General features: G+C 63.6%; 20 protein-coding genes. 10 read left to right on the forward strand and 10 right to left on the reverse strand.

Annotation, left to right across the window (positions count from 1 at the left end; translation table 11 throughout):
* Nucleotides 1–56 precede the first annotated feature (56 nt).
* Complete coding sequence (locus ACIPHM_RS01495) at nt 57–1,091, forward strand: MerR family transcriptional regulator (RefSeq protein ID WP_400323736.1); 1,035 nt, start codon at nt 57–59, stop codon at nt 1,089–1,091.
* A gap of 44 nt (nt 1,092–1,135) precedes the next feature.
* On the opposite strand, the gene epsC is transcribed toward ACIPHM_RS01495, so the two are convergent.
* Both epsC and ACIPHM_RS01505 read right to left on the reverse strand, forming a co-directional pair.
* Nucleotides 1,136–2,074, reverse strand: a complete 939-nt coding sequence (gene epsC / locus ACIPHM_RS01500; protein ID WP_400323739.1) for a serine O-acetyltransferase EpsC — start codon at nt 2,072–2,074, stop codon at nt 1,136–1,138.
* A 194-nt stretch (nt 2,075–2,268) separates the two neighbouring features.
* Entirely contained in the window at nt 2,269–3,702 is a 1,434-nt protein-coding gene (locus ACIPHM_RS01505; protein WP_400323742.1) for a PLP-dependent aminotransferase family protein, read from the reverse strand.
* A gap of 126 nt (nt 3,703–3,828) precedes the next feature.
* Here ACIPHM_RS01505 and ACIPHM_RS01510 point away from each other — a divergent pair, with 126 nt between their 5' ends.
* A complete protein-coding gene (locus ACIPHM_RS01510; RefSeq protein ID WP_400323745.1) occupies nt 3,829–4,260 on the forward strand; it encodes a carboxymuconolactone decarboxylase family protein in 432 nt (143 codons plus the stop codon).
* Between the two features lie 18 nt (nt 4,261–4,278).
* Here the strand turns inward: ACIPHM_RS01510 and ACIPHM_RS01515 are convergent, their stop codons facing one another.
* Nucleotides 4,279–5,274, reverse strand: a complete 996-nt coding sequence (locus ACIPHM_RS01515; RefSeq protein WP_400323748.1) for a LysR substrate-binding domain-containing protein — start codon at nt 5,272–5,274, stop codon at nt 4,279–4,281.
* 266 nt (nt 5,275–5,540) lie between these two features.
* Here ACIPHM_RS01515 and ACIPHM_RS01520 point away from each other — a divergent pair, with 266 nt between their 5' ends.
* From ACIPHM_RS01520 to ACIPHM_RS01530, 3 genes are read left to right on the forward strand one after another with little or no spacing between them, the layout of a single operon-like run.
* Nucleotides 5,541–6,920 carry a 2-hydroxycarboxylate transporter family protein gene (locus ACIPHM_RS01520; protein ID WP_400323751.1) on the forward strand — a complete coding sequence of 460 codons (1,380 nt, stop codon included), beginning with the start codon at nt 5,541–5,543 and terminating at the stop codon, nt 6,918–6,920.
* Nucleotides 6,921–6,966: 46 nt separating this feature from the next.
* Nucleotides 6,967–8,154, forward strand: coding sequence for a CaiB/BaiF CoA transferase family protein (locus tag ACIPHM_RS01525; RefSeq protein WP_400323754.1), 1,188 nt, complete (start codon nt 6,967–6,969; stop codon nt 8,152–8,154).
* A gap of 3 nt (nt 8,155–8,157) precedes the next feature.
* On the forward strand, nt 8,158–9,000 hold the full coding sequence (locus ACIPHM_RS01530; protein ID WP_400323756.1) for an HpcH/HpaI aldolase/citrate lyase family protein: 843 nt from the start codon (nt 8,158–8,160) through the stop codon (nt 8,998–9,000).
* 42 nt (nt 9,001–9,042) lie between these two features.
* On the opposite strand, the gene ACIPHM_RS01535 is transcribed toward ACIPHM_RS01530, so the two are convergent.
* Nucleotides 9,043–9,507, reverse strand: a complete 465-nt coding sequence (locus tag ACIPHM_RS01535) for a MerR family transcriptional regulator (RefSeq protein ID WP_400323758.1) — start codon at nt 9,505–9,507, stop codon at nt 9,043–9,045.
* A gap of 83 nt (nt 9,508–9,590) precedes the next feature.
* On the opposite strand from ACIPHM_RS01535, the gene ACIPHM_RS01540 reads away from it, so the two are divergent.
* Complete coding sequence (locus tag ACIPHM_RS01540; protein WP_400323760.1) at nt 9,591–10,826, forward strand: NADH:flavin oxidoreductase/NADH oxidase family protein; 1,236 nt, start codon at nt 9,591–9,593, stop codon at nt 10,824–10,826.
* 37 nt (nt 10,827–10,863) lie between these two features.
* On the opposite strand, the gene ACIPHM_RS01545 is transcribed toward ACIPHM_RS01540, so the two are convergent.
* Entirely contained in the window at nt 10,864–11,256 is a 393-nt protein-coding gene (locus ACIPHM_RS01545) for a carboxymuconolactone decarboxylase family protein (protein WP_400323763.1), read from the reverse strand.
* Nucleotides 11,257–11,469: 213 nt separating this feature from the next.
* Between ACIPHM_RS01545 and ACIPHM_RS01550 the strand changes: the two genes are divergently transcribed.
* Nucleotides 11,470–12,123, forward strand: a complete 654-nt coding sequence (locus ACIPHM_RS01550) for a nitroreductase (protein ID WP_400323766.1) — start codon at nt 11,470–11,472, stop codon at nt 12,121–12,123.
* A 25-nt stretch (nt 12,124–12,148) separates the two neighbouring features.
* On the opposite strand, the gene ACIPHM_RS01555 is transcribed toward ACIPHM_RS01550, so the two are convergent.
* On the reverse strand, nt 12,149–13,768 hold the full coding sequence (locus tag ACIPHM_RS01555) for a methyl-accepting chemotaxis protein (RefSeq protein ID WP_400323769.1): 1,620 nt from the start codon (nt 13,766–13,768) through the stop codon (nt 12,149–12,151).
* A 475-nt stretch (nt 13,769–14,243) separates the two neighbouring features.
* Here ACIPHM_RS01555 and ACIPHM_RS01560 point away from each other — a divergent pair, with 475 nt between their 5' ends.
* Nucleotides 14,244–15,530 (forward strand): phosphatidylserine decarboxylase family protein, encoded by a 1,287-nt coding sequence (locus ACIPHM_RS01560; protein WP_400323771.1) that lies wholly within the window; start codon nt 14,244–14,246, stop codon nt 15,528–15,530.
* Nucleotides 15,531–15,593: 63 nt separating this feature from the next.
* Here ACIPHM_RS01560 and ACIPHM_RS01565 read toward each other — a convergent pair whose 3' ends face one another.
* Nucleotides 15,594–15,791, reverse strand: a complete 198-nt coding sequence (locus tag ACIPHM_RS01565) for a hypothetical protein (RefSeq protein WP_400323775.1) — start codon at nt 15,789–15,791, stop codon at nt 15,594–15,596.
* Nucleotides 15,792–15,927: 136 nt separating this feature from the next.
* Nucleotides 15,928–16,818 carry a LysR family transcriptional regulator gene (locus tag ACIPHM_RS01570; protein WP_400323777.1) on the reverse strand — a complete coding sequence of 297 codons (891 nt, stop codon included), beginning with the start codon at nt 16,816–16,818 and terminating at the stop codon, nt 15,928–15,930.
* A 105-nt stretch (nt 16,819–16,923) separates the two neighbouring features.
* Here ACIPHM_RS01570 and ACIPHM_RS01575 point away from each other — a divergent pair, with 105 nt between their 5' ends.
* Both ACIPHM_RS01575 and ACIPHM_RS01580 read left to right on the forward strand, forming a co-directional pair.
* The gene (locus ACIPHM_RS01575) at nt 16,924–18,225 is read left to right on the forward strand and encodes an aspartate aminotransferase family protein (protein WP_400323779.1); all 1,302 of its coding nucleotides are present in this window, start codon (nt 16,924–16,926) and stop codon (nt 18,223–18,225) included.
* 434 nt (nt 18,226–18,659) lie between these two features.
* The gene (locus ACIPHM_RS01580; protein ID WP_400323782.1) at nt 18,660–19,139 is read left to right on the forward strand and encodes a RidA family protein; all 480 of its coding nucleotides are present in this window, start codon (nt 18,660–18,662) and stop codon (nt 19,137–19,139) included.
* A 44-nt stretch (nt 19,140–19,183) separates the two neighbouring features.
* Here the strand turns inward: ACIPHM_RS01580 and ACIPHM_RS01585 are convergent, their stop codons facing one another.
* Together ACIPHM_RS01585 and ACIPHM_RS01590 are read right to left on the reverse strand one after the other, a co-directional pair.
* Entirely contained in the window at nt 19,184–20,038 is an 855-nt protein-coding gene (locus ACIPHM_RS01585) for a molybdate ABC transporter permease subunit (protein ID WP_400323785.1), read from the reverse strand.
* Between the two features lie 15 nt (nt 20,039–20,053).
* The gene (locus ACIPHM_RS01590; protein ID WP_400323788.1) at nt 20,054–21,007 is read right to left on the reverse strand and encodes an extracellular solute-binding protein; all 954 of its coding nucleotides are present in this window, start codon (nt 21,005–21,007) and stop codon (nt 20,054–20,056) included.
* Between the last annotated feature and the right edge of the window lie 66 nt (nt 21,008–21,073).

Here is a 21,073-nt window from a genome sequence, read left to right on the forward strand (position 1 = left end):
GCCCCTTGGGGCCGGCCTGAAGATGGCGTCACCCGGTCAACACCAAGAGGTCAACGATGAAGGATTTGGCGGCAAATGTGACGGCAAGCCTGAATGCGTCCGATGCGGCACGCCAGCTCGGCGTCTCCAACAAAGCGCTTCGGCTCTATGAACACCACGGCCTGTTATCGCCCGGACGCACGGCCGCGGGATATCGCGTCTACGGCCCGAACGAAATGGTGCGGGCGGCCGAAGTCGTGGCCTTGCGCGCTTTGGGCCTGAGTCTGGCGCAGGTGGCGCGCGTGCTCAACGGCGACGCGCAAACGTTGGCGTCTGCGCTCGAGTCGCACGAAGCGGCGCTGGAGGTCGAGATCCGCGACCGTCTGCATCGGCTGGAGACGATTCGGAGCCTGCGGGCGGGGCTTGCCGCAGGCAGAATGCCCGCCACCGGCGAATTGCCCGGCCTCATCGAGCGCGCCGCGCCCAGCGTGGCGTTCGCGTTGCCGTGGCCATGGGGCGGCGAGTGGTTCGAGTTGCGCGACATCCGTGCGTTGAATTACATCATCGGCTCGCTGGGCAGCGGCAAGACGCGTTTGGCGATGTGCCTGGCACAGGCCATGCCGCACGGCACGTTTCTCGGATTGGATCGGCTGACCCAAGGACGAGATGCCGCGCTCCGCTCGCTTGCGCACGACGCGGCATTGCGAGGCCGTGTCGATCAGGCGCAGGCCTGGCTGCTGGACGAAGGGGCACAGGCGTCCGAGGCGTTGACGGGGCTGCTGGCGGCATTGGAAGCCGAACGCCCAGGGGCGCTTGTCGTCGACATGATCGAGCAGGATCTCGCACAGAACACGCAGGAGGCGCTGATTCGCTATTTGCGGCAACGCGCGAAGACTCGCACACCACCGCTGTTCATGATGACGCGCTCATCGTCGATTCTGGATCTGGCCGCGGTCGGCCCCGACGAAGCGATCGTGCTTTGCCCGGCGAATCACAGTCCGCCGGTGCGCGTCGCACCCTATGCTGGCGCGCCGGGTTTCGAAGCGGTAGCAACGTGCCTCGCGTCGCCCGAGGTCCGCGCACGTATCGCCGCCCCGCCGGAAACTGCCTGACGGCGCCGCGATCCGAAGCTGTCGCGACAAGCGGTTGTCAGGCGTTACCGCTCATTGTCGCAACCCGACACCGGCGGCGATCCTGCCTCGGTACGGGAACGTGCCTGCGTGATATTGCTGAACGGGGGGACGTCCTGCGTGAGCCAGACGTTACCGCCGATAACCGAACCTTCACCGATGGTGACGCGCCCGAGAATCGTCGCCCCGGCGTAGATGACGACATTGTCTTCGACGATGGGGTGACGTGCGAGGCCTTTGCGCGGGTTGCCGTCGTCGTCGGCCGGGAAGCGCTTGGCACCGAGTGTGACGGCCTGATAGACGCGCACTCGCTGACCGAGAATGGCTGTCTCTCCGATGACCACACCGGTTCCGTGATCGATGAAGAATCCGGCGCCGATTTGCGCGCCCGGGTGGATGTCGATCCCGGTTTCGGAATGCGCCTGCTCAGCGATGATACGGGCGAGCAGCGGCAGTTCGAGGCGGTACAACTCATGCGCGATCCGGTGATGGATCATCGCGTGAATACCGGGGTAGCAGATGAGCACTTCGTCGACGCTGCCCGCGGCCGGATCGCCCTGATAGGCGGCGAGCACGTCCTGATCGAGCCATTCGCGGATTTCCGGGAGCTTGGCAGCAAACTTCTGGATGGCCGAATGCGCACGTTCTTCGATCAGCGTTGCGGTGATTTCGGCGTCATGACGCGCTTTGTAACGCCATTCGAGACGGGCTTGTTCTGCCAGACCGCTAAGGACGCTGGTGAGCGTATGGCCGACGTAGTAGTTCTCGCCTTGCTGGTGCAGGTCGAGCGGGCCGAGACGCATGGGGAACAGCGCCCCCTTGAGTTGCACGACGATGTCCGCAAGCCGTTCGCGCGACGGAAGATCGCGGCCGCCGGGCTCCAGCAAACGCCGCTGACCGTCACGCCAGCGCAAACGGGCGGCGTGCAATGAGGAAACGATGTCGTCGATGTCGAACGCTGCCACGTGGGGGACTCCTGGAAAGCTTGTAGTGCCGGCGCGGTTGCTATCGCCGTCGGCACGGAATTTTTTTCGGGACGCGATGGCGCCAATCCACGAAGGATAGCGGGTTTCGAAAGCACCTGTCTTGATGGGGTCTTATCCGGGTTGCGTCTGCTTCAGCGTGTGCCGCTTTGCCTTATTGATCGCTCGCCTCCCTTTCAACCCGCTTTTGCTGCCGCCCTCAACCGACGGCTCAACGCCAATGCCGCCTCCCGATCCGGTATGTTGGTGAACCCCATCAGCAATCCCGACCCCGTGGGCGTGCTGCCGTACCAGCGACTCAGCGCATGCACCGCCAGTCCGTGCCGATGCGCCGCTTCCGCTATCGATACGTCGCTTCGCCGGGCGAACGCGCGTCGCAGATACGCCAAGGTTTGTATGCCCCCTGCCTGAGGCTGGACGTACAAGTCGTCGCCGAAGACTTCGTCAAGCGCATCGACGAAGTAACCCCGCCGCTCGGCATACAGGGTGCGCATCTTGCGCAGATGCCTCGCAAAGTGTCCCTGCTCCATGAAGTCCGCCACGGTGGCTTGCACCGGGACAGAAGCCGGACCGCCAAGCTGACTCGCGGCCTGCGCAAAGCGCTCGATGTGCGCAGCCGGAACCACCAGATACGCGAGGCGGAGCCCCGGAAACAGCACTTTGCTGAATGTCCCCGTGTATAGCACCCGGCCATCCCGGTCGAGGCTCTTCAATGCAGGCAACGGGCGCCCGTGGTAGCGGAACTCGCTGTCGTAGTCGTCTTCCACGATCCACGACTTCTGTTGGGCCGCCCAGTCGAGCAACTGGAGTCGTCGGGGCAAGGAAAGCGTTTCGCCCGTGGGGCTTTGATGCGTGGGTGTTGCCACGGCGAAGCGAGCGTTGGGCGCGCGTTGCATGCCGTGACTGACATCGAGTCCTTCGCCGTCCACGGGAATCGGTGCGAGACGCATGCCGGCACTCGTCAGAAACTGACGCGCAAAGGGGTATCCGGGCTCTTCGAACCATCCCTCGTCTCCCGGTTTGAGCAATGTCCGGCACACGAGATCGAGCGCGGCACGGTAGCCGGGGGTTACGAAGACCTGATGGGCGGTGCATGCAATGCCGCGCGAGATGCCGAGGTAGGTGGCGATGGCATGTCTTAGCGGCCCGTACCCCGCCGATTCGGGGTAGACCATGGACGCGAGATCCATCATGCGCAGACGCCGCCCCGCCAGACGCACCCAGGTTTTGCGCGGAAAGGCGTCGAGCGCGGGCAGGCCCAGTTGGAACGGACGCGGTACGCCAGCGGCCATCTCGGCCTCGAATGGCGCGGGTGCCGGGGGCGTTGGGGCGGCCATGGGCGCCGTTTCGCCAAGCAACGCCAGACGCGGCGACACGAATGTCCCGGCCGCCCCCCTTGGCGAGAAGTAGCCCTCGCTGGTGAGCATCTGATAGGCCAGTTCGACGGTGCCCCGCGCCACATTGATTTCGCTGGCCAGACTGCGCACAGACGGTACGCGATCGCCCGCCCGGAGTTTTCCGCTGGCGATGGCATCGCGGTAACGCCAGTAGAGCTGCAGATAGAGCGGTACGTCGTCGCCGGCTCCCGGCGTGAGGGACGGGAAGTCCATTTTGAATGTCCTATTGATTTCGTCAATTCTTGCATCTGACGACTAGGACATGATTCTCTTAAAGTGGTGACGTTGTGACAAGCCCCCGCCATTCGCACTTTGCGTCACTTTTTCTGGAGAGTTTTGATGAGTACGCTTCGCCTGTCTTATTACACGTTGTCGCCTGAAGCCTATCAAGGGTTTGCCGCGACGAAGAAGGCGCTGGAGAAGAGCAGCCTCGGCAAGCCGCTGGTCGAGTTGGTTTATTTGCGTGTGTCGCAAATCAACGGATGCGCGTTCTGTCTGGAAATGCATTCAAAGGCGCTTCGCGCTGGCGACACACCGGACGTCAAGATCGACAGTCTGGCTGGCTGGCGCGTGAGTTCGCACTACAGCGCACGCGAACGCGCAGCCCTGGCCTGGACGGAATCGGTCGTCGCCATCGACCAGACGCACGCCCCCGACGCAGACTTCGAACCGCTGCGCGAGCACTTCACCGACGCCGAAATCGCCGACCTGAGCTTCGCCATCGCCCTGATGAGCGCGTTCAACCGTCTGGCCATCGGGATGCGGCAGTGAGGTTCGGTTGACGGTGAATTAGGTCGAGTCGCGGCTGTGCGCCTCGTCTGAAGATCCTGTCGGCCCCTCAACGGCACGCAACGTAATCCCCGTCCAGTGTCCGTCGGCCTGTAGCTCGCGGATGAGATCGGCAATGCATTGACGCACGGCTACGGTCGCCGAGCCGACCGGCAGCGAGTTGGACCAGCACACGCTGGCCGGTCGTTGCAGGTGCGGTGCGACGATGCGTCGGGACGGCGGGCACAAGGCCGCCTCGCGTGACGCCAGTGCAGACACGGGCAGAATCGAACAGGCGTCGCCCGAACGGGCGATGTCGATGAGCGTCGGCAGCGAGTCGATGTCCGCGACGATGTTCAGTTCCACATTCGCCTGCGCGAAGCTGCGCTCGATGAGCAAGCGCAGGCCGTTGGATGCGCTCGGCGCAACGATCGGCACATTGGCCAGCTTCGCCAACGCGCACGTGCCATCCGATGTCCCTTCATAGATCTCCGGACACACCCGATGTCCGCCAAGCACGTACAGCTCTTCGTCAAAGAGCGGCATCACCGAGATGCCCCGCGTCTCCGAGTCGCGAAACAGCATCGCGAGATCGAGACGTCCGTTTGCCAGCAACTCGCCGATGTACCCGCTCATGCTCTCGAATATCTGAAGTCGAATGCCGGGGTACTGCTCACGCACACGCGCAAACAACGGCACGGCAAGAATGGACGCAATCGTCGTGGGGAAGCCGACAGCCACCGGTCCCGCCTCGCTGCCCCCGCCCTCGCGCACTTCCTGGCGTATCTGCTCCATCTGCCGCAACACCACGCGCGCATGCCGGTACAGCGCCTTGCCCGCTTCGGTCGGCGTGACGCCCTGGGCGCTGCGTACCAGCAATTGCGCTTGCAACTCGTCTTCGAGTCCGCGCAGTTGTGCACTCAGCGACGGTTGCGCGATATGCAACCGCTCGGCCGCTTTCGAGACGCTGCCGCTATCGACGATCGCTACAAAATTCCGCAGTTGTCTTACATCCATGACGGCTCAGGCCACCGGCATGCGTCGCATGCATCGGTTGGCAATTAGGGAAAAGCCATAGCGTACTGCTATATGGAATTGGAGAAAACCCGGTTTCTTGCCCACTCAACGACCGCAAAACCGAGATTACCGCGCGACGAGAAGAACAAGCCATAGCTTCACCCTATACCCACATCCAAAATCGGTATTTCCTCCACCGGTTCGCGCGCGCCTATAGTCCCGTCAACAAAGCCATTCCAAACAGACAAACAGACGGAGACAGCAGGATGCGAGACGGACTCCCCGCCACTGCCGCGCAAGGCGGCCAAGGCGCGAAGGCAACTTCACAGGCAGTGCAAACCCACCCGTTGCGCGATCTCTGGTGGCGTCTCATGGACATGCGCGTTGGCATCGTGCCGCTGCCGGTTCATCTGGTGCTGATCGCCGCCATCGCGACGACGATCCTGACGACCGGCAAGCTCTCCGCCGAACTGTCTCCGATCATCGCCCTGCTCGCGGTATGCAGCTTCACCTGCATGGAAATCGGCCAACGCATTCCGATTTTCCGCAGCATCGGCGGCCCCGTCATTCTGGTGACGTTTCTGCCGTCGTGGCTCGTGTTCACGAACGCACTGCCCCCGTCGGTCGTCACCCCCATCGTGGCGTTCTGGAAGCAAAGCAACTTCCTGTATCTGTTTATCCCCGGCATCATCGTCGGCAGCATTCTGAGCATGGACCGCAAGGTGCTGATCGGGGGCTTTGTGCGTATTTTCGTGCCGCTGGCCATCGGCTCGGTGCTCGCTGGCATCGTCGGGACTGCCGTCGGCACGATGCTCGGCATGGGCCTGTTCCACACGGTGTTCTTCGTGGTGATTCCGGTGATGTCCGGCGGTCTCGGCGAAGGCGTGATCCCGCTCACCATCGGCTACTCCGAAGTCATGCATCAGAGCGCCGGCGACCTGCTCGCGCACGCCCTGCCCGCCGTGATGCTCGGCAACGTCTGCGCCATCGTCTTCTCGGGCGTACTCAACGCCATCGGCAAGCGCTATCCGTCATTGACCGGCAACGGCCAGCTCATGCGCTCCGGCAACGACGATCTCGGCGCGCACGACGTTCATGACGGCCCCGCAAAAGCCGTCGACGCCACAGACATCGCCGCCGCCGGCATGATCGCCGTGTGCCTGTACTTCGTCGGCATGCTCGCGCAGAACACGCTCGGGCTGCCCGGTCCAGTGATGATGCTGGTGCTGGCCGTTGCCGCGAAGATCGGTTTCATCTTCTCGCCGAAGCTCGAAGCCGGTGCCGGTGTCGTCTACAAGTTCTTCGCCACCGCCGTGACTTATCCGCTGCTGTTCGCCATCGGTGTCGTGATCACGCCGTGGCAGAAAGTGGTCGCGTCGTTCAACGTGCCGACGCTGGTGACGATCGTCGCAACGGTTCTCACGCTCATGGCGACGGCCTTCGTCGTGGCGCGCCGCATGAATATGCATCCCATCGACGCCGCCATCGTGGTCGGCACGCACAGCGGCATGGGCGGCACGGGCGACGTCGCCATCCTCACCGCCGCGAACCGCATGCGACTCATGCCGTTCGCACAAATCGCGACCCGCATCGGCGGCGCCATCACGATCACGCTGAGCCTCATCGTGCTCGCCAAGATCGTCTGAGGCGGCGATCGCCCCCACTCGCTTAATTTTCTCGGAGATTTCTGTCATGAGGCCCCTGGACGGCATCAAGGTCATCGCGCTCGAACACGCCATTGCGGCGCCGTTCTGCACCCGTCAACTGGCCGACCTCGGCGCACGCGTCATCAAGATCGAGCGCCCCGGCGCAGGCGACTTCGCCCGCGCGTACGACGCCCGCGTGAACGGCATGTCGTCGCATTTCGTATGGACGAACCGCTCCAAGGAAAGCCTGACGCTCGACCTGAAGCAGGACGCCGCCCAGTCCGTCCTGCATGACCTGCTCGCCGATGCCGACGTCCTCGTGCAGAACCTCGCCCCCGGCGCAGCGGACCGCCTCGGCCTGAGTTACGAGTCGCTCTCCGAGCGCTATCCGCGCATCATCGTTTGCGGCATTTCGGGCTACGGCCCGGAGGGTCCGTACCGGGACAAGAAAGCCTACGACCTGCTCATCCAGAGTGAGTCCGGCTTCCTGTCGGTGACGGGCTCGCCGGATGCCTCGGCCAAGGCCGGCTGCTCCATCGCCGACATTGCCGCCGGCATGTACGCGTACACGAACATCCTCTCGGCGCTGATCCAGCGCGGCAAGACGGGACGCGGCTGCCGCATCGACATCTCCATGCTCGAATGCATGGTCGAGTGGATGGGCTTCCCGCTCTATTACGCTGTCGACGATCAGACGCCGCCGCCGCGCGCAGGCGCCGCTCACGCGACGATTTTCCCGTATGGCCCATTCGAGACGGGCGACGGCAAGACGGTCATGCTCGGGTTGCAGAACGAACGCGAATGGAAGATCTTCTGCGAGAAGGTGCTGGAACAGCCGACACTGGTCGAGGATGCACGCTTCGCCTCCAATCCCATGCGTCTGGAGAACCGCGACGCGTTGCGCGCCATCATCCACGACGTTTTCATGCAGTTGAATGCCCCGCAACTGGTGAGCCGCCTCGATGCGGTCGGCATCGCCAACGCGAACCTCAATGAGATGCACGACGTCTGGCAGCATGCGCAACTCGCCGCACGCGAGCGCTGGGCCGCGGTGGTAACGCCGAATGGCACGATCCAGGCGCCCATTCCCCCGGGCATGCCATGCGCCGGGCCGGACTTCACACCGCGCATGGACCCGGTTCCTGCGCTCGGCCAGCACACCGACGCCATCCTCGCGGAGCTCGGCCGCTCGTCTGCCCAGATCGAAGCGCTGCACGCGGCGCAGGCGGTGTAAGCGATGTCGACGACCGCAAACCGTCCGGCCATTCCTGTCGTTCGCAGTTGGCTCTTCGTTCCCGGCAATCGCCCGGAGCGCTTCGACAAGGCGCGCGCCTCGGGGGCAGATGCCGTCATTCTCGATCTCGAAGACGCGGTGCCCCCTGCCGACAAATACGCAGCGCGCGAGCATGTGGTGCGCTGGCTCAAGGCGTTGCGGCCCGACGCGTCGGTGCCCGTCTACGTGCGCATCAATGCCGCGTCGACCGAGTGGTTCGATGCAGACGTCGCCGCGCTGGCCGAATGGGCACCGCTGAGCGGCCTCATCGTGCCAAAGACGGAAGACGCCGCCACGCTGCACCGCGCGGCACAAAGCGCGACGCCGAGCTTGCGGCTCGTGCCGCTGATCGAGACCGCGCAGGCATTCGCCGCATTGGAGGAGATCGCCGCGGCACCGCGCGTCGAGCGACTGATGTTCGGCACCATCGACTTCCAGCTCGACATCGGCATCGAGGGCGACGGCGACGAACTCCTCTACTTCCGCTCGCAACTGACGCTGGCGTCACGCATCGCGGGCATTGCGGCGCCGGTCGACGGCGTGACGACCACGCTCGACGATGCGGCACTGATCGAAGCCTCGGCGCGTCGCAGCCGCGCACTCGGATTTCGTGGAAAGTTGTGCATCCACCCACGGCAGATTGCCCCGGTCCACGCGGCTTTCGCGTGGCGTGACGACGAGATGGCGTGGGCGGCGCGCGTGGTGGCCGCGGCCAATGCCAGCGGCGGGGCTGCCGTGGCGCTGGACGGCAAGATGATCGACGCGCCCGTCATCGCGAAGGCGAACGAGATCCTCGCAAGCTGCTAAGGTTGTCGTGCCGTGCGATATCGCGCGGTGTCGGGCGCCGCGTCAGTCGCGCTGTCTGGCAGACGCGCGTCGGGACACGCCAGGCGCCGCGTCCGGCACATCGTCACTGTGACGTACCGACGAGAGCACGCGCTGCGCCGCCACCTGACAATCCTCCCCTTCCTTGCGGTGCTCGATGGCGTCGATCAGCAGCGTCAGATTGCGCTTGGACGCCGCCAGACTCCGCGCCAGCGTCTCAATCTCATGCACCTTTCGACGCAACGCGTCGAGCAGCGTGTCATGCGGCCATTCGTTGAGATCCGGCGGCAGAATGGCGCGGATTTCGTCCAGCGAGAACCCTGCGTTCTGTGCCCGACGAATCAGATTGAGACGCGTGAGCGCGTCGTCGTCGTATTCACGGTAGCCATTGGCCTGACGCTGGGCGTTCGGCAACAATCCCTGCGTCTCGTAAAAACGGATTCGCGACGCCGCCACGCCGCTTGCCTGCGCCAGTTCACCGATCTTCATTTCCCCTCTCCCACCGCTTGACATTAAAGTTAACTTTAAGGTTATGGTCATGCCATCGTCAACTGAAGATTCGAGGCACGACCATGACCCTCTTCACTCCGCTCACCCTGCCGAACGGCACATCGATCCCCAACCGCATCGCCAAGGCGGCCATGGAAGAGAACATGGCAGACGCCGAGCACGCGCCATCGGACGCGTTGCTCCGTCTGTATGACGCCTGGGCGCGCGGCGGTGCCGGCCTGATCATCACCGGCAACGTCATGATCGACGCCCGCGCGATGACCGGTCCCGGCGGTGTCGTGCTGGAGCACGATGCTCACCTCGCCCGCTTTCGTCGCTGGGCGCAGACGGCACGGCAAAATGGCGCGCAGGTCTGGATGCAGCTCAACCATCCGGGGCGGCAAATGCAGTCTGCGCTCGGTCAGCCGACGGTGGCGCCGTCCGCAGTCGCCCTCGAACTGGGCTCGCTGTCGAAACGTTTCGCGATGCCCAAAGCGTTGACCGACGAAGATATCGCCAACGTCATTGCACGCTTTACCCACAGCGCACGGCTGGCCGAGCGCAGCGGGTTTACCGGCGTGCAGATTCATGCGGCGCATGGCTATCTGCTCAGCCAGTTCCTGTCGCCGCTGACCAACAAACGTCTGGATCGCTGGGGCGGAAGTCTGGAGAACCGCGCGCGATTGCTGCTGGATGTCGTGCGCTCGGTGCGCGACGCCGTCGCCCCTGAATTCGCGGTGGCCGTCAAACTCAACTCGGCCGATTTCCAGCGCGGCGGGTTCGGGCCGGACGAAGCGCGTCGTGTCATCGAAATGCTTGGCGCGCTCGGCGTCGACCTGGTCGAGCTCTCCGGCGGCAGCTATGAAGCGCCCGCCATGCAGGGCGAGGCGCGCGACGGACGCACACTGGCGCGCGAAGCCTATTTCCTGGAGTTCGCACAGGAGATGGTGGCCGTGGCCAGCATGCCGCTGATGGTGACGGGCGGGATTCGCCGTCGCGCTGTCGCGGAACAGGTGATCGCGAGCGGTACGGCCATGGTCGGTATCGCGACGGCGCTCTCGCTCGACCCGCAACTGCCGAATCAGTGGCGGGCGGGCAAGGCGTCCGAGCCGCGGATTCAACCGATCCAGTGGAAGAACAAAACGCTCGGTTCGCTGGCGAACATGGCCGTCGTGAAGTTTCAGCTCAGGCGTTTGAGCGCCGGCCGCACGACCCATCCGGCAGTCTCGCCCGTGCGGGCGCTCATCGCGCAGCAGTTGGGTGCGGCGTGTCAGACGCGGCGATATCGTCAGTGGATGGCACGCGGCGTAGCGCGCTGAGCGCTCGGCAGGTGCCGCGTGCCGTTGGGCTAGCGACTTACTCGAAAGCAGGATCGATCGGCACGCGGTAGCCGACGGCCAGTCGGTTGGTCTCGTTGGCCATGCCGACTACCGCCAGCAACTCGCCGAACATCTCGTCGGTCATGCCCGCGCGGCGCGCGCCCGCCGTGTGGCTGGCAACGCAGTAGCCGCAATTGTTCGTGACGCTCACAGCGACGTAAATCAGCTCCTTGACCAGCGGATCGAGCGCACCGGCCGACATCACATCCTTCAGGCTATCCCACGTGCGTTCGAGAGTCGGCGGATGCTGCGCAATATACTTCCAGAAGTTGTTGACGTCGGGAACGCCGCGAGTGGCCTTGATGTCATCGAAGACGGCTTTGACCTCGGGCGTGGCGCAGGCATATTCAACAGGTTTTTGCTGGCTCATGGATGGGCTTCGCCGGACCGGCGCGAGTGGAAGTGAATGCGTAGATTACAAGTATTTCCCATCGAGCGCCGCTTCATCGTCGCGTGAAATCGCGCTGTGGCGGCAGAAAAAGACAGACGCAGCAACGGCTCGCAATATCGCTAATGAGAATCATTTTGCAATATCTTCCGAGATCACCGATCATTACGATTCTGTCTCTGGAGATTCCCCCCGATGGGCACTACCCCCGGCACTACCCCCGATTTCGCGGCTCTATGCGCCGCGTCGCATCAAGTGGCGCTTGAATCCTCGATCGAATCCCCGCTTGAATTGCTTCTGTCGCGTCGGTCGCATTGGCCGTTGGCCGCGCCCGCGCCGAGCGACGCCGAACTGAATGTGATTTTCGACGCCGCGCTGCGCGCCCCCGATCATGGACGTCTGCGTCCGTGGCGTTTCGTGATCGTGCGCGACGAAGCCCGCGAGGATCTCGGTCAGGCGCTGGTCGAAGCGTCCGCCAGACGCAACCCCGACGCGCCTGCGCAGACCCATGAGCAGCGCCGACGCCGGGCCTTCTGGGCACCGTTGATCATCGTGATCGCCGCCTCGATTTCGACGGAAACGAAGGTGCCGGAAGTCGAACAGCTACTGAGCGTGGGCGCGGCCGGCATGAATCTGCTCAACGCCATCCATATGCTCGGCTACGGCGGATTCTGGGCAACGGGCCCCGACGCCTACGACGCCGATTTGCACAATATTCTCGACTTCGAGCCGAACGAGCGGTTGCTGGGCTTCCTCTTTGTGGGCACACCGTCCGAGCCCAAGGAAGCCCCGCCGCGCCCCGAACGAGGCGATTACGTGCGCGAATGGTGGGGACGTTCGTCGATCTGAGTAACGCGCTACGGGACGCAATGGCTCACGACGCCACGGCGTACAGCCTGGCCCGAGCCATGCCCGCAGTCCCGGTAGTCATGACGTCAGGCCCGCCGTCGTCGTGCTGCGCCAGACGAAACACGGCGACGGCGGCTTTCAGCGACTCGGCCTGTTCCGCGAGGGACTGCGCCGCCGCCGATGCCTCCTCGACGAGCGCCGCATTCTGCTGCGTCACCTCGTCCATCTGCGTGACGGCGCGTGCGACCTGATCGATGCCCGAGGTCTGCTCTTCCGAGGCGGCCGAAATCTCCGCCATGATGTCCGTCACGCGTTGCACGCTGTGCGCAATGCTGTTCATCGCCGCGCCTGCCTCTGCAACGATACGGCTGCCCGCCGTCGAGCGCTCGGCAGACGTTTCGATCAATGTCTTGATATCGCGCGCCGCACTCGCCGAGCGCTGCGCGAGGGTACGCACCTCACCCGCGACCACGGCGAAGCCGCGTCCCTGCTCTCCGGCGCGCGCCGCTTCCACGGCGGCGTTCAACGCCAGAATATTGGTCTGAAAGGCAATGCCGTCGATGAGCGCGATGATGTCGCGAATCTTGGCCGACCCCGTGTCGATGGCATGCATCGTGTCGGTGACTTCGACCATCGCCTTGTCGCCCGCCCCGGTCTGTTCGCTCGCCTGACGCGCCAGTTGATTGGCCTGACGCGCATGCTCCATGTTCTGCCTCACCGTGCTCGTCAACTGTTCCATGCTGGCCGCAGTCTGCTGGAGCGAAGCCGCCTGTTGCTCCGTGCGCGCCGACAGATCCAGATTGCCCGACGCGATTTCGCGCGCGCTCGCGGCAATCGCCTCGCCGCTCTTGCGCACCTTGGCCACCGTTTCGTTGAGCTGCGCCTTCATGTTGGCGAGCGCTTCGAGCAGACGTCCCATCTCGTCGTTCGACGTCACGTGCACGGCACGCTGGAGATTCCCGTCGGCAATTTCCTGGAAGTGTCCGAGCACATCGTCAAGCGGACGCGTAATCGACCGGTTCAACGAGCGCGCCGTCAGGAACGCGGCGATGACGGCGAATGCAATCGCGCCGAGCGTCACGGCGAACAGCCGGTCGTAGGTGGACACCGCCGAGTCGAAGCTGGCTTTGGCGCGTGCGTCGTAGCGCGTCTTGAGCGCCTCGTTGGCGTTGACGTACGCGGTGTAGCGCTTGCCCAGCGCGGCCGCCTGCGCGTAATAGACGTCGGTCTGTGCGGCGGCGATGCTGTTCTGGATCAGCGTGAAGGCGTCCTTGAGCGCCTGACGTGCGCTCGTCACCTGAGCGGCGAGGCGTTGCTCTTCGGCGTCGGACGGGAGCGTCAGATACGCTTGCCACGCCTTTTCTGACTCGCCCCAATACTCATTGCCCTTCTGAACGTCGGCGGACCTGAGCTCATCGCTCGGGGCCTGCGGGGCGCGTAATACCACCGCGCGCGCTCGCCCGATCTGGATCTCCGACTCCCCCAGCAATCGGGTGCTCGCCAACTCCTTTTCGTACACCTCGTGCAGGCTGCCGACGGTACCTCGCAGCCCGATCAGCGCCAGCGCGCCGACGACAAGCACCAGACCGGCCAGACTGGCCACGGCCACCCGCAACCGCCAACGAATCGTCCAATTTTTCAACATTTGCGCTTCCGCCTTTCTTCCTGAGCGTGGCCGCCGACACCGGCAGCCCCCTCCGCCACCCGGCACGATACACGTGACTTGATGACAGCATTAGCGGCTCCAACGGCGCGAAAGCAAAAAACTTGAGACAACTTAACCGGGTCGGCGCTTATTGGTGCAATTTCCCAAAGAAAGATGCGATATACGGCACATATACAGCCCATATACGGTGCGTTAGCGACTGATTAGCGTCTGGTAGACGACATTCATCAGGCAAAACAAGACCCAACGGGAAATGACTCACGTGGCGTGCGAAATCTACATCGGTTTGTACGAAATACCCGCCGTCAAACCATCTTGAGGACGTAACCGCGTGCACCGGCGCCGTGCACGAAAATTGCGTCGGGAAACGGCATCCCGTGGCGCGCAAGACAACGGGAGGTTGCCCGACATCGAGCGCGCCCTTCGCCCCCTTCGCCAGGCACTCAAATACACCATGACGTCAAACGCCCGCTCACCGTCGCCTAAGCGTGCTAACCCGGCAAGCCCATCGTCACGACACCGGCTCGGCGCGTGGATCACGGAAAACGAGGCCGCCATCGCGGATCTGCGCACCGAATTCGTGCGGCGCGCACGGGCGCGCACGACCACGACCCCCTTGAGCCCCACCGTCGCGCGCATGCGCGATTGCGTTCTCGACGACCCGGTGCGGCGCATGGACTTCAGCCTCGCCATCTCGCAAGCGTGGGACGATGGCCATCGGCTCGGCTTCGAAGACATCGACACGCTGATGCAGACGATCGACTACGTCGTCACGACGGCCCCCGCGTTCGACACCAAGAGCCTGATCGTCTGCCCGATCAACGCGCTGCTGGACTGGCTGATGTGCATGCCCTCCGGCTATGCCTGCTTTCGCGACCCGGAATTCAATCGCTGCATGCAAGACGTGCTCGGCCAGTGGTGCCAGTTCCTCAGCGGCCCCGACTCGCGAGGCTTTCTCAACACGCGAGCCCCCGACGGGTGGTTCTGCCCCGCCGCGCAGACGCGACTCGGGCTGGAAGCGTTCGAGATGGATCTGTCCCGGCCATTCGGCGGTTTCGATTCCTGGAACGCCTTCTTCACGCGACGCTTCAAGCCGGGCGCCCGTCCTGTCGCAGCCCCGGACGATACGCGCATCGTCGTCAACGCCTGCGAGAGCACCCCGTATCACGTGCGGCGCGATGTCCGTCTGCGCGACACGTTCTGGATCAAGTCGCAACCGTATTCGCTGGTCGACATGTTCGGCGCGGCGCATCGAGGTCTGGCGGCGCCTTTTGCGGGTGGCATGGTGTATCAGGCGTATCTGAGCGCCTACGACTATCACCGCTGGCACGCACCGGTCGACGGCACCGTCGTCGCTGCGTATCGTCTGCCGGGCACGTACTTCTCGGAGGCCGAACCGGAAGGGGACGATCAGGCGGGACTCAACGACTCGCAGGGCTATCTCACGGCAACGGCCACGCGCGCGGTGGTCGTCATCAAGGCAGACGATCCGGCGATAGGCACGCTCGCCTGTCTGTTTGTCGGGATGGGGGATGTGTCGTCGTGTGTACTCCAGACGGAGCGCGGCAAACACGTCGGAAAGGGAGGTGCGCTGGGGCACTTCCAATACGGCGGCTCGACGTACTGCATGATCTTCGAACCGGGCGTGGTGCGCTCGCTCACGGTCGACGAAAATCGCCTTCCTCACGACAAGCCCGTCAAGGTGAATGCAGCGCTAGCCATACTGACGGATGCGGAGTGAGACCCCGTTGCGCAAAACAGCCGGGCCAGCGATGCACCCGGCGTTGGACTTCCTTGCGTCGCCTTACAGCGCGCGCTTGACGGTGCGGGCGGCACCGGAAATATCCTGCCCGACGCCGTCGACGGTATTGCAACCTGCCAACGAAAGCAGCGAACCGACCACCAGGAAAAACGCCATGAAACGCGCCAACATATCGACCTCGATACAAAAAAGCTGAATAACCCCCGGGTTTCCGGCCATCGACGACGTCAACGACGCCACTTGTCCCCCAATGCCCGGCACCCGATTCTTTTTGAATGACGCGAATGCTTCTGCCCGCGTCTTGAAACAACCTGCAATTGTGCTTCAAATTCCCCCGAAAAGGGGTGAATTCAGGCACCCCTGCACGGCTCCCTTCCTACAACAGCGCCAGCGTCTGCCGGATGTGATCGGCAAATGCCACGCTCAGCGGGTTGGGACTTGTGCGATCGAACTTTACCGTAATCCCGACGGACGGCAACGGCGGCAAGGTATCACCTGTAACAATGCGTAAGTCGGGGGGCACCGCCGTTTGCGTCATGACGGCAAATGCCTGACCTGAACGGGCCAGCGCCGTCAGCCCCGCGAGATTGCTGCTCGCATAGGCGATCCGGTAGGACCGCCCCACCCGCGCCAACGCCTCGCAGGCCGCCATGTGGTCGAGCGTATCGGGGTCGGACAGGGCCAGCGGCAGCGGTTCGCCCGGGTCGTCGAGCACACTGTCCAGCCCCGGACTCCCGATCCACACCAACGGCTCGCGTCGGATCACGTTGCGCTCGTCCACACCGTCCGGCAGAGACATCAACGCCAGATCGAGCGCGTGACGCGCCAGTTGTGCTACCAGACGTGGTGTCGGCTCGCAAATCACCTCCACGAAAGCCTGCGGATGCACGACGGCAAACTCGCGCAGCAGGTGTGGCAAAAATGCCGCAGCGTAATCGTCCGGACAACCGAAGCGGATCGTCCCCGTTAGCCCTCGGCCCGACATATCGGCCATCGCCTCGTCATGTGCACGAAGCATACGCTGGGCATGCCCCAGCAAACGCTCGCCGGAACTCGTCAGCACCACGCCGCGTCCGGTGCGCTGGAGCAGCGGCTGGTCGACGATCGCTTCCAGGCGCTGCATCTGCTGGCTGAGCGCCGACTGCGTCCGGGCAATGCGCTGGGCCGCCTTGCTGAGCGAGCCGGCTTGCGCAATGGCCACGAACGAGCGCAGGAGATCGATTTCGAGGGTCAGACTCAAGCTATTAGTCTCGCTTCTATCTTTCATTAGCATTATTCGCTTCTATGAAACCAGAGCGCTGCTTAGACTGCAAGCGGTGGTTGCCCCTGCGCGTCAATTCGCGTGTGCCTGACTTCTATCGGAGATTCCCGCGTGTCCAATAATCAAGACGCCGATTTCTGGCGCAATGCCCGGCAGCATCTGATCCGTTACGGTGGCACGTTCGAGCCGATGATCGTCGAGCGCGCGCAAGGCAGCTTCGTCTACGACGCCGACGGGCGAGCCATTCTCGACTTCACCTCCGGTCAGATGAGTGCGGTGCTCGGTCATAGCCATCCGGACATCGTCTCGGTCGTCACCGACGCCATCGGTAAGCTCGATCATCTCTTTAGCGGCATGCTCTCGCGCCCGGTTGTCGATCTCGCCAAACGTCTGGCCGACATCACGCCGGCGGGCCTCGACAGGGTGATGTTGCTGAGCACGGGCGCCGAGTCGAACGAGGCCGCCATTCGCATGGCCAAGCTCGTCACCGGCAAGTACGAGATCGTGGGATTCGCACAGTCGTGGCACGGCATGACGGGCGCAGCGGCCTCCGCCACCTACAGCGCGGGACGCAAGGGTGTCGGTCCGGCCGCCGTCGGTTCTTTCGCGATTCCGGCGCCGTTCACGTATCACCCGCGCTTCGGTCCGGCCGGTCAGTACGACTATCTCGCGGAGCTGGACTATGCGTTCGATCTGATCGACCGCCAGTCCAGCGGCAATCTCGCGGCCTTCATCGCCGAGCCGATTCTGAGCTCGGGCGGCATCATCGAACTGCCGCCGGGCTATCTGGCGGCGCTCAAGCGCAAGTGCGAGGAGCGCGGCATGCTGCTGATTCTCGACGAAGCGCAGACAGGGATCGGACGCACCGGCACCATGTTCGCGTTCGAGCGTGACGGCGTGACGCCGGACATCCTGACGCTCTCCAAGACGCTCGGCGCCGGTCTGCCCCTCGCGGCCATCGTCACGTCCACCGAGATCGAGGCGCGGGCGCACGAGCGCGGCTATCTGTTCTACACGACCCACGTCTCCGATCCGCTGCCGGCGGCCGTCGGGCTTCGCGTGCTCGACGTGGTCGCGCGCGACGGACTGGTCGCGCGCGCCAATGTCATGGGCGAGCGACTACGCAACGGCCTGCTGGGCCTGATGGAGCGATTCGATTGCGTGGGCGATGTGCGCGGGCGGGGCTTGCTGCTCGGCATGGAGATCGTCAACGACCGGCGCACCAAGGCGCCCGCAGACGGGCTCGGCGCAAAGATCACGCGCGAGTGCATGAACCTCGGCCTGAGCATGAACATCGTGCAACTGCCCGGCATGGGCGGCGTGTTTCGCATTGCACCGCCGCTCACCGTCAGCGAAGCGGAACTCGATCTGGGACTGTCGTTACTCGGTCAGGCCATCGAGCGCTCACTGTAAAGCCGTTCGCGGCGCAGTCGTACGCGCCGCCAGTCAGCTCGCCGGTAGTCGGCCCACGGGCCGGTTGGCAAACGCTTCGCGCCTGGGGCGGTTCGCTATGCGGCTCGATTCAATCAAGGGCATCCCCCCGTTTCATGCTTGCTATTGTTCCCAAAAAGTGGGGGGCGACGCGTTATCAATTTACTGAAAGCGTACCGACACATATCATCAAATCCACCGCGAGAAAGCCCCGTGTTTTTCGATGTCGCGCGAGTGGGCGCCTTTACGTGCCGTGTCCTCTGCAACAATAATTCGGACTAAAAATAATTTAACCGACAAACCACGACGATGACTTGATCGCCCCCGAATGATGGGCGATAGGAACAGTGGGGATCACCATATTCGTTAAGCGTCGCGAGGCGATGGTATCCGGCAGCAGGCAACGGTAGCCGCAGGTGCTTGATGATTTGATACTGTTGAGGCGCTTTATGAATAAAATCCGTACGTTGATTGCCACTGTTCTTGCCACCGTCGCTGCGTCTGCCGTCGCAGCCGAGCCGCAGTACCTGAATTCGGGCAAGGTCCTGAAAGGGTCGTTCCCCTTTACGGAAGCCGTTAAGGTCGGAAACACACTCTATCTGTCGGGCCAACTCGGCATCGTGCCAGAAACGCAGAAACTCGCTCCAGGGGGAGTGAAGGCCGAATCGCATCAGATGATGCGCAACATCAGGACCATTCTCGAAACGAATGGCTACGCGATGGACAATGTGGTCAAGTGCACGGTATTCCTCGCCGATATGAAGGAATGGCCCGCCTTCAACGAAATTTACAAGACCTATTTCACGCAAGGCAAATATCCGGCCAGAAGCGCCTTCGGCGTGAATGGCATGGCCTTCGATGCGCGCGTCGAAGTCGAGTGCATGGCCGCCAAGTAATCGGAAGCCTGTGTGCGTTTGCGGGGGGCACGGCGTGCTTCGGGTTAGAACACGGAATCGTCGCTCGTGTGACGTTCTCGATGACGGCGTCGCGTCAGCATCAGCACGAAGATCGGCAACGGGAGCGCCACTACCAGCAACAGCCATAGCAGCGCATAGACAGCGCCGAGTCCGTCGTTCTGCAAATTGACGTACAGCTTGACCGGAATGCCCTGCGGGAAATAGGCAAAGATCATGACGATGCCGAACTCGCCGATCACCCGCACCCACGCGACGACGAGCCCGGCCGCCAGCCCCCCGCAAGCGAGCGGCAGCGTGACGCGCCGGAAGACCTGCCAGGGCGTAGCGCCGAGACTGCGCGCAGCCATCGGCAATACCAGCGGCACGGTTTCGAACGCCGCGCGGGCGGCGAGGATGAAATACGGCAACCCGCCATAGACTTGAGACAACACGAACGCCGGGGCATTGTTGCCGAGCAGAATGCCGCCGCGAGCGAGCATCGTCCCGAACGTGCCGACCGGCCCGTAAGCCGTCGCGAGCAGAATGCCCATGGCGAGCGGTGGTGTCATGAGGGCGACGAGAACGAGCACCTCCGCGACACTGGCAATACGTGAGCGTGTCGACGCCATCCAGTACGCGCCCCGTGTGCCGAGCGCAACGATGATCGCCATTGACAGGCACGACAGTCCCATCGAGACGGCCACGGCATCCCAGTCGCCATAGGCGAGGCGGAAGTGCCGCCACGGTGTCTCGACGGCCAGCGCAATGAACGGCACGAGGAGCAGCGACCATGTGATGCTTTCGCCGAGCCGCCCCAATCCACTGCCCAGACCGCGCCACCCACTGAGGCGCAGACGCCGGCCCGTCTCGGCGGGCACGCCATCGATCCCCTTCTGCATAGGCCGGTCCGTCGATCAGTGATAAAGCGCGTCGCCCTTGGGCCTGCCGTAACCGTTCTCGTCGAACAGTTGTTGTCCCTGTGCGGACGTCATGAACGAGAGGAAGTCGTCCGCCGCTTTGGGGTTCGCTGCGTTCTTCAGCCTGGCCGCGTAAAACACGAGCGGTTGCGGGCGGACGGTCTTGGCCTTGCCGTCGGCCGCGGGCAACGTGAACGACACCGTGTCGTACCACGTCTTCGCGAACACCGGATTGCTCAGATTGATTTCGTCGGGCAACGCCACATACGGCAGCCTGGCCGAGCGCGTCGCGCTTTCGTAGCCCGAGGCGGCATCGACCTGCCCCGCCTCCAGTCGCGTGAGCAAACCGCCCTCGCCGAAGACTTGCTGCGGATTGCGAATGTCACCGAGCACCGACTGCGCGAGTCCCGCCTGATCGTAGTATTTCTGGGCAAGCATCAGCGTGAAGACGATGTTCTGACCTTGCGGGTCGGTAGCCGGGTCCGTGCGGCCAAAACGAAGCCCCGGGGTTTGCAGCACTTTCCACCAGGCCGGATGCGCAGCGTCGGTGCCCGCGAGACGGAAGGCTTTGCCGAAGCGCCCCTTCGGGTTATAGGCGATGACCATACGCGTGCTGGCGACGGGCACGGCCTCGTCGATCAGTCCCGCGTCCTTGAGAATGGCCATCGGTCCCGGCGTGATCGAGACGAACACGTCGGCCGTCGAACGCCCCGAAGCGAGCAGACGCGCCAGTCCGTAAGCGCCTTCGCCCTGCCCCTGGTACGTTACATGCTCGCGCTGCGCGAAGGCGGGCCCGAGCGCCTTGTCCATCACCACCCCCATCGAACCGGCGTACGCCACGCGGAACATCTCGTCGGCATGCGCCGGCATCGTCATCGCCATCGTCGCGCCGACACACAACATCAACTTCATCGTCGCGGCAACGCGCGCGGAAAACGCCGTCTTCTTCACAGCCTGAACTCCGTTATATATGTCGATATATAGCGAATATCATATATCAGAGACGGCGTTCTTTTG

Origin of the sequence: Pandoraea sp. NPDC087047, assembly GCF_044745225.1 — a bacterium.
Classification (GTDB): domain Bacteria; phylum Pseudomonadota; class Gammaproteobacteria; order Burkholderiales; family Burkholderiaceae; genus Pandoraea.